This window comes from Mesorhizobium sp. M7A.F.Ca.MR.245.00.0.0, from assembly GCF_003997415.1.
GTDB lineage: Bacteria > Pseudomonadota > Alphaproteobacteria > Rhizobiales > Rhizobiaceae > Mesorhizobium.
This window is the reverse complement of the sequence record NZ_RZTE01000117.1, coordinates 1-483: the sequence shown is the minus strand read 5'-3', so window position 1 is coordinate 483 and position 483 is coordinate 1. Positions and strand designations below refer to the sequence as shown.

At 58.6% G+C, this 483-nt stretch carries 1 protein-coding gene; it reads right to left on the bottom strand.

Annotated features, from left to right (window positions below; all coding sequences use genetic code 11):
- Window positions 1-474: cation:dicarboxylase symporter family transporter (locus tag EOB80_RS34330; RefSeq protein WP_127332407.1), on the bottom strand; the 474-nt coding region annotated here is incomplete at its 3' end.
- Window positions 475-483: the final 9 nt, after the last annotated feature.

Here is a 483-nt window from a genome sequence, read left to right as displayed (position 1 = left end):
GAACAAGACTTGCAGGATGTCGCCTTCCGCGAAGGCACTGGCAATCGTTGACGGGATGATGTTCATCAGGAAGCTGGTCACGGACTGCTCGTGAGCCGTGGCCACATAGCCCTTAACGGCTTCGACATCGAGCGAGGCCGGATCGATGTTGAGGCCGGCGCCAGGCTGAACGATATTCGCGACAATCAGCCCGACAACGAGTGCAAGCGTCGAGAAGGTAAGGAAATAAACCATCGCCTTGGCGGCAACTCGGCCGACCTTCTGCAGATCGCTCATGCCGGCAATGCCGGTCGCTATTGTCAGGAAGATGACAGGTGCGATAATCATCTTGATGACTTTGATGAAGGCATCGCCGAGCGGCTTCAGGCTTTGGCCGGTTTCCGGATAGAGGTAGCCAATTGCGGCTCCAAGGACCATGGCGGCAAGTACCTGCACGTAGGTCCGGGCAAAATGGCGCTTGCGGGGCGCTGCGATCGCGCGGGG